Raw genomic sequence first — 7,671 nt, 5'->3', positions numbered from 1 at the left:
CAAGGAAAAATGAAAATGAGTGACCAAACAATAAGCGCCCAGCAAGTTAGCGAACTTCAACAAAAATTAAGCCTGGTACAAGATGAAGTCGGCAAAGTCATTGTGGGCCAACAAGATGTGGTTCAACAGGTATTAATGGGTATGTTGGCTGGCGGTCATTGCCTATTAGAAGGCGTACCAGGCTTGGCAAAAACCTTAATGGTGAGCTCCTTGGCACAGACCTTAGACCTTGACTTTACACGTGTGCAATTTACCCCTGATTTAATGCCTAGCGACATCATTGGTACCGAAATTTTAGAAACCGACCACGACAGTGGTAAACGCTTTTTTAAATTTCAACAAGGCCCTGTTTTCACCAATCTGTTGCTAGCTGATGAAATTAATCGTACACCACCTAAAACCCAAGCGGCTTTGCTTGAAGCCATGCAAGAAAAAAAGGTCAGTTACGCAGGTCACAGTTATGCCCTGCCAAAGCCCTTTTTCGTTTTAGCCACCCAAAACCCTGTAGAACAGTCAGGCACCTATCCGCTGCCTGAAGCACAGCTCGACCGTTTTTTACTGTTTATTCGTGTGGGTTACCCCAGTGCAGAAGAAGAAATAGAAATATTACGCCGCACCACCAGCAATGTTTCAACGCATATCAATGCAGTATTACAAGCCCAAGATATTATCGCCTTACAAAGCTTAGTGCGTGAAGTGGAAATGGCTGAGCCACTGCTTGACTATGTGAGCCGTGTAGTCAGAGCAACCCGCCCAGAAACCAGCGACGTTGCTGCCATTACTCAGTTTGTGCGCTGGGGAGCTGGCCCAAGAGCCGGACAAGCACTGACCCTTTGCGCCAAAGCGCGGGCTTTTTTACAGGGCCGTTTTGCGGTGACCGTAGACGACATAAAAGCGGTGGCACACAGCGTATTGCGCCATCGCATCTTACTCAATTTTCAAGCTGAAGCCGATAATATGCAAAGCGATCAGGTTATTGATGCCTTATTGCAAGCTCTTAGTTTACCCGTTAGCCCTTTGGTGTAAATGACAACCCATGGCTAATACCACTTCGCAGTCTCTTAACTTGCTCAACCCGAGTGCATTAGCGCGGATTAAAGACTTACCTTTATTGGCGAAATGCCTTGCTCAGGGCTTTTTGCAGGGCGTGCAACACAGTATTCAAAAGGGTACAGGGGTTGAGTTCAGTCAATATCGTAGTTATGAGCCAGGCGATGCGTTAAGCAAAATAGATTGGAAATTGTATGCACGCTCCGATAAATATTTTGTGCGAGAAGCGCAGCGTGAGAGCAATATCAATGTATGGCTGGTGATTGATAGCAGCAATTCTATGTTGCAACAGTCCGTGCATAACAAAGCTGATGACCTAAGTTCTTGGCATAAACTTGATTATGCTCGTACTCTGTTGGCCACCCTGTCCTACTTGGCTCAGCAACAAGGCGACGCCATTGGCTTGTTAAATTTATCGCAAGACAATCCGCAGTTTTTACCGGCCCACAATGGGGCACAGCATTGGCGCAAAGTCTTACTTGCGCTGGCGCGAATAAAAGCGGGGGGCACCTTTCCTGCGGCCCAAACCTTGCTCAAACCTTTAGCCAGATTACAAGACAATGCCTTAGTCATTGTTGTTAGTGACTTTTATCAACATAACCAAGATATTTTAGCCTTTATGCGCAAGTTAAATGGCAGTAAAACCGAGGTGATGGCGATACAGCTAGAGTCAGATGACGAGGTACTTTTTCCCTATGAAGGGCTGATTCGATTTGAAGATTTAGAAAGTCATCAAAGCCGCTTATTGTGGGCAAAAGATGCAAAACGTGACTACTTAGCTGCCCGTGCTGAGTTTAACCACGTTCTAGCATCACAGCTCAATCAAGCCCAGATTGGCCATACAATAGCCAATATTGATAAACCTTTGGATGCAACCTTGCATCAAATTTTAAGCTTAAGGCGGCGACTTCGATGAGCCTAATGCTAAACGTCGTCTTTGAGATAGCGAGTCCTTATGTTTGATTGGCTCAGTCAACCAGGCTGGTTGCAACTGGCTAATCCCTGGTATTTGCTGACGGCACTGGCGACGTTAATCCCTATAATTATTCACTTGTTTAATCGTTATCGGGCGCGTTTGATTTATTTTGCTCCGGTCACCTTACTGCCCCAACAAAAAAACCAACTGCGTCGCCAACTTAAATTACACCAGCGAATATTGTTGTTACTTCGAGTGCTGATATTCCTGCTTCTTGCGTTTTTTTTGGCTGCCCCAAAACTCAACCATAATAGAGAAGACAAGGGCCTCATACTGGTGAGTCAAGATTGGTTACAAGCCAGCTCTATAGAAGAAAGGCAAGCACTTGCGAGTCAGGCTCAACACAAAAAAGTCGTGCTGCTTGATAGCCCGGCGAGAATAGACTTACAACAAACTTTAGACAGCACACAAATTCTCAATGGCCCAGTAGCCAGCCCTGTGGCCGCAGTGAATATCTGGGCTAAGATGAGTAGTTACAGCAGTCAGCTTGCAGCGCATGAGTCTTTGACTGTGTACGTGACTAATCGAGCTGCGCAGTTTAGTGGCCCAAGCGTACCGATAGCCCAAACCATTGAGTGGCATGTCAAAGATATCAATGCCATCTCCAAGGCCAGTGACAAACCACACGTCACTATCGCTATGTACTTTGAAGCACAAACCGCACATAGTCAGCGCTATTTGGTTGGCGCCATTAATGCATTGAAAAAGCAAGACAGCCCTGATGTGACACTCGACGTCAGAGCCATTGCAAATTTAGCCTCGCAAGGGGGGGCCGTCAGCGCGACCCCATCAGAAACGCTGCCATCAGAGGATGCACCCCAGCAGGCCCAAGTGATATTTTGGTTAAGCGACAGCCCTGTGCCAGATAGGCTGCTCAAGCAAATTAACGACTCACGTCGCCTTATCTTACAAGCCCCAGGTGATGGTAACGCAGCCTTGTGGCAAAGTGACTTAGGGCTTGGGCTGTCAGGCGCCCGTTTAGCGGTAGTCCCCCATATGAGTTTTCCTGAAACTCGAGCAAAACATCGCTGGCATACCACAGCATCGCAGCCTTTACTCAGTGAGTCGGAACAGCAAGCTGGCAGCATCGTGCAGTTTTATAGCCGCTTTGAACCCCGTTGGAGCAATGCCCTTGAATCAGTCACCTTGCCCCTATTGCTAGCTGAAATGATGTTTCCTAGCGCCGACAACACTGTTGAATTTTATTCTGCTGAATATATTCAAGCCTTAGGTCAGAGTCAGAATACCGCAGGTGCTTTAGACGTGAGCTCCGAACAAAAGGCCGCTCGGAGCGATTCAGATCTTACGTGGTTAATCTGGTTGATTTGTTTGCTGTTTTTAGCCGAAAGACTACTGAGTGAAAAACAGTCTACATCGAGCAGCACGCAATGAGTGAGCAGCAAACCCACATTGACCAAGCACTAGCCAAAATTGTAAAGCAATACAAAGCGGTTCGCTTGCTGCGCGCGCTATTAAGCCTTTTACCCTTGCTGTTATTACTGTTAGCCTTTGGTAGCTATTATCTTAATTTACCTGCCCTGACGCTTGGTATCATCAGCCTAGTACTGCTGCTTACTAGGCTCTTGCTGACCAGCAAATCACCCGCTTTTCAAGCCATCACCCCGGCTAATCTGCTATTGCATTACAATCGCCACTATCCCGAACTACAAGAAAGCGCTCAGTTGGTGCTACAAACACCAGCCCAGCTCAATGTGTTACAAAGCATGCAACGAGATAAAATTATGCCTCGTTTAGCTGCGCTATTATCACAGCAGCGCTTTTTGTGGCATTCCTTGCATTTAAACAAATATATCAGCCTCAGTATTATGAGTTTGTTGATCATTTTAGCTGGCATAAATTTATCGCTACAAAGCGATAATTCAGCATCCCCGCAGCAGGTAAGCGCAGAGGCAAAGCAGGTGCTACCCCCAACACTGGCTTCTATCCAAGTACAGATTACGCCGCCGCCCTACACTCAACTTGCTAGTGAAACAGGCTCTAAACTAAGCCTGCAAGTAGTAGCGGGTGCAAAGGTTGAATGGCTATTGCAATTTGAAGAACAAAACACGAGCAATGTTTACCTATTACAACTCAGTGATGGTCAACAAATTGAATTTGAATATCTCTCGAATCACACATACCGAGCTGACGCTATATTCACTCAATCCACTGTCTATTCTATCATTGGCCCTGAGGGGCAAATAGGTGAACTCAATACCGTGGCGGTGGCTGCCGACCTTGCCCCCATTATTCGTTTTATCAAACCCGTCCTTACCACCACAGAATTTGCAAAAGACACTTCACCAGTGCTTGATGTTGAGGTGGTGGTGAACGACGATTATGCTATTACTGCCGTTGATATAGTGGCATCTATTGCCAAAGGCTCAGGCGAGGCGGTTAAGTTTCGCGACCAGCAGTTTCATTTTGATCAGCAACAACTTATCGAAGGCAAGTCTCACTACTTTAAAAAATGGACATTGAGCGAACTTGATATGGCGCCTGGTGATGAAATGTACTTCACCATTATTGCCACAGATAATCGGCAACCTCAGCCCCAGCAAACTCGCTCACCAAGCAAGATAGTGCGCTGGTTAGAAGAAGAGCAAAATGAATTAGCCAGCGAAGGTCTGTTGCAAAGTGTGCTCCCAGCCTATTTCAAAAGTCAGCGGCAAATTATTATTGAAACCGAGCAGTTAATCGCTGAAAAGCCCCTACTTAGCGACGATCAATTTAAACAAACGTCTCAATCCTTAGGCCAAGCACAAAGCGACTTGAAACAGAAATACGGCGAATTTTTAGGTGATGAATTTGAAGGTGCTACTCTACACAGCATGGAATCAGGCCCCGTTATTGAGCATGCTCATGAAGACGAGCAAGACCATGATGACGCTGATAAGCATGATGAACAAACAAACAAACCCGAGCAACATGCGCACGGGCATGAAGAAGCGTCATCAGAGACCAATAATCAAGATGCCTACGGTCAATTGATCGCCCAATACGGTCATAACCATGGCGAAGCTGATTTAGGGTATATTGGTAAACCTGAACAACCCAGCCCTGTAGCCTTAATGAAACGGTCAATTGCCAATATGTGGGACGCCGAACGCCACTTATTACAAGCGGCACCAGAGCTGGCCCTACCTTTTGAAAAAGAAGCCTTGCGCTATTTAAATAGAGCGAAACAAGCCGAACGTATTTACGTCAAACGTTTGGGATTTGAACCGCCTCCAGTGAGTGAAGCTCGCCGTTATCAAGGCAAGCTAAACGATATCGTCGCTCGCTCTCAGAACAAGGAGCTTGCCACGCTTATACAAGCTAACACCTTGATTGAAGATGCACTCAGAGCGCTTAACACTTGGTTATTCAGCGCCGATACTGCAACACAATTAACTCTTAATTCAGAGCAATTTACTTCATTAAAACAGCTTTTTTTGGATGAGGCCTCTCAGAATACTGATGCCATTAGTTTTGTCGCCACATTGGAGCAGCTGCAGCTCAATGCCGACAAACTTAAATTGCAATGCCGTCGTTGTATTGTTGCGTTAAGCCAACAGCTTTGGCAACGTTTACCAGCACCTGTAGCTAGTCCAAGCACACTGAAAAAAGCGTACTTAAATAGCAATTCTGCGGTAAGCAACTATCAGCAGTTTTTACAGCAGGAGCCCTAAAGGTGTTTGCAGCATTGAGCCTTAATAGCCAAACTTTCACCACCAGCTTAACGGTAATTAGCGTGTTAAGCATAGCAATGCTAGTAAGCATATACTTTAGCTACAAGCGTTTAAAATCAAAGAAAGCAATTTACAAATTTACCATTATGGGGCTAAACGTGATTGCTGCCGTCGCCCTTATGCTGCTACTTACTGAAGTGCAAATAAGCCAGCAAAACTTGTCAAAAGCGTGGCTGCTGACCGCTGGTCACTTGTCTGAAGTGAATCGAAAAACGATTCAAGATGCACAGGGTGAAGATCCCGCTTATGTATTGCAAGGCGAGCGTTTAACACCTGCAATCGATAGCTCAAACATGCGCCAACTCAGTCATCTTTCACAGCTGGCTGATTGGCAACCTAAACTTCAACAACTCACCGTGGTAGGTGATGGCTTGAGCGCTGAACAATGGCAATCTTTGGTAGCACAGTTCCCTGAGTTACTTATTGAGTATGTGCCATCTGAACCGATTTCTGGTTTACTCAATATGTCGTGGCCTCGACATCCACAGCTTGGCGCACCTATTACTATCAGCGGACAACTCTTTATCGCAGATAAGCAAGATGCGCGGTCAACGTGGTACAAACTCTCCTTATTGGATCCCACTCAACAAACACTGCAAAGTCACACTTTGCGTAACGGTGACGATTTCGAATTTACGTTGCCCGCTCAATTAGCAGGTAATTGGCATTACGAAGTACAGGTATATAAAAGCGCCGAGCAAAATGTCGATGACAGTCCAATGATATCAGAAACAATTGCATTGTCGGTTGAGTCTCCTCAGCCCTTTAACTTACTCATTTACCAATCGGCCCCCTCTTTTGAAACACGCAATGTGAAAGATTGGGCAACTGCATTTAACGCAGCGGTTAGTGTGGTAAGCCAAATCAGCAAAACCAAGCACTTGGTACAACATTATAACTATGCTGACAAACCTTCTGCGACCTTCAACCTTAACAATAAAACCTTGAGTAGCTTTGATTTAATGTTAATGGATGGCCGTGCATACAATGCTCTTGAGTCAGACCAGAAAAAAACACTTCACAGTGCGGTTGAACAGGGTTTAGGTTTACTGATTTTAGCTGATGCTAGCGTCGTGCAAAGCACTGCGCAGCCTAATGATGAATTACTCAGTCGCTTTAGCCTCAGTGCAATCTCGCCGGTGCAAAAAAATGAGGTTTTCGTAAAGTGGTCAGAGCAACAACCTTCAAAGGCCCTCGACGTACAACCGTTCATCCTCGAAACTGACCAAGGGCAAACATGGGTTACAACAACACAGGGGCAAGCCTTAGTCAGCTCTGTTGCCATAGGTAAAGGTTATGTAGCCCTGAGTTTGATAAACAGTAGTTATCAATGGCAATTATCGGGCGCCAGTGAGCACTATTCACAGTTTTGGCAATACTTAAGTGCTCAACTTGCGACCACCTCAGGCTTAGGATACTGGTTAAAACAAGCAAGGGATAGCTTACCCATTGTCCAGCAACGCATGTCTCTGTGCGCCTTAACAACAGCAAAGACCCCCTTTGTGAAGCAAACATCGCAGCTAGCTTCTTTGCATGGAATACAACGACAAACATTTCCACTGGCGCGTGCCCCCTTCCAGACAGAAAAATACTGTGGGCAAATTTGGCCTGACACCTCAACTTGGCTAAGGTTTTCACTTTATGATGGTGCGCCGCAATCAGCGACTGACCAAGACGCTCAAAACGCCCCCGTAATTGATGAACAATATCTCTATGTCTATCAAGCTGATGATTGGCAAGCCTGGCAACAGCAACGCAAACAACGTGCGAGTTTATACCAAGCTAAACGCAGTCATGCACTGACTGCACCAAGGCCCACAGAACAAAGTGAAGCCTTGAATAAACGTTGGAGCTTGTTGGTATTTTTACTGGCCTGCACTGCCCTATGGATTGAACGCAAACAGTTTGTTAGTT

General features: G+C 45.9%; 5 protein-coding genes. All 5 read left to right on the top strand.

Features of this window, described 5'->3' with window-relative positions; genetic code table 11:
- Positions 1 to 15 precede the first annotated feature (15 nt).
- Entirely contained in the window at positions 16 to 1,026 is a 1,011-nt protein-coding gene (locus NWQ57_RS20450) for an AAA family ATPase (RefSeq protein WP_372340957.1), read from the top strand.
- 10 nt (positions 1,027 to 1,036) lie between these two features.
- Positions 1,037 to 1,966, top strand: coding sequence for a DUF58 domain-containing protein (locus NWQ57_RS20445; protein ID WP_306024037.1), 930 nt, complete (start codon positions 1,037 to 1,039; stop codon positions 1,964 to 1,966).
- A 39-nt stretch (positions 1,967 to 2,005) separates the two neighbouring features.
- On the top strand, positions 2,006 to 3,418 hold the full coding sequence (locus NWQ57_RS20440) for a BatA domain-containing protein (protein WP_306024036.1): 1,413 nt from the start codon (positions 2,006 to 2,008) through the stop codon (positions 3,416 to 3,418).
- Positions 3,415 to 5,697: a hypothetical protein gene (locus NWQ57_RS20435; RefSeq protein ID WP_306024035.1), complete on the top strand. Its 2,283-nt coding sequence runs from the start codon at positions 3,415 to 3,417 to the stop codon at positions 5,695 to 5,697. The genes NWQ57_RS20440 and NWQ57_RS20435 overlap by 4 nt, the downstream gene beginning before the upstream one ends.
- A gap of 77 nt (positions 5,698 to 5,774) precedes the next feature.
- Positions 5,775 to 7,671: hypothetical protein (locus NWQ57_RS20430; RefSeq protein ID WP_306024034.1), on the top strand; the 1,897-nt coding region annotated here is incomplete at its 3' end.

The sequence above is a fragment of the Paraglaciecola sp. genome (assembly GCF_030730205.1).
Classification (GTDB): Bacteria; Pseudomonadota; Gammaproteobacteria; order Enterobacterales; family Alteromonadaceae; genus Paraglaciecola.
This window is presented reverse-complemented; position numbering and strand designations above follow the sequence as displayed.

Excerpts from the sequence above, each read along its gene's own strand:
- NWQ57_RS20450 (WP_372340957.1), top strand. The coding sequence starts at position 16 with ATGAGTGACCAAACAATAAGCGCCCAGCAAGTTAGCGAACTTCAACAA.
- NWQ57_RS20435 (WP_306024035.1), top strand. The coding sequence starts at position 3,415 with ATGAGTGAGCAGCAAACCCACATTGACCAAGCACTAGCCAAAATTGTA.
- NWQ57_RS20445 (WP_306024037.1), top strand. The coding sequence starts at position 1,037 with ATGGCTAATACCACTTCGCAGTCTCTTAACTTGCTCAACCCGAGTGCA.
- NWQ57_RS20440 (WP_306024036.1), top strand. The coding sequence starts at position 2,006 with ATGTTTGATTGGCTCAGTCAACCAGGCTGGTTGCAACTGGCTAATCCC.